This is a genomic window from Streptomyces aurantiacus JA 4570 (assembly GCF_000414115.1).
Lineage (GTDB): Bacteria > Actinomycetota > Actinomycetes > Streptomycetales > Streptomycetaceae > Streptomyces > Streptomyces aurantiacus_A.
This window is the reverse complement of sequence record NZ_AOPZ01000487.1, coordinates 1-268: the sequence shown is the minus strand read 5'-3', so window position 1 is coordinate 268 and position 268 is coordinate 1. Positions and strand designations below refer to the sequence as shown.

The window sequence follows — 268 nt, the reverse complement described above, 5'->3', positions numbered from 1 at the left end:
CGTGGTTCGAGGAGAGGGCCGCCGGAACGCCGGAGGCGGTGGCGGTGGAGTTCGAGGACTCCCGCCTGTCGTACGGGGAGTTGAACGCGCGGGCGAACCGTCTTGCGCGTCACTTGCGCTCGTTGGGCGTCGGTCCGGATGTGCTGGTGGCGCTGTGCCTGCCGCGCAGTGAGCACCTGATGGTGGCCGTCCTTGCGGTGCTGAAGGCGGGGGGCGGGTATGTGCCGGTGGATCCGGCGTCCCCGGCGGACCGTCTCGCGCACATCCT

1 protein-coding gene is annotated in these 268 nt (G+C 70.9%); it reads left to right on the top strand.

From position 1 onward, the window contains the following. The coding region (locus STRAU_RS35735) for an AMP-binding protein (RefSeq protein WP_037664113.1) at nt 1-268 on the top strand (268 nt) is incomplete at both ends.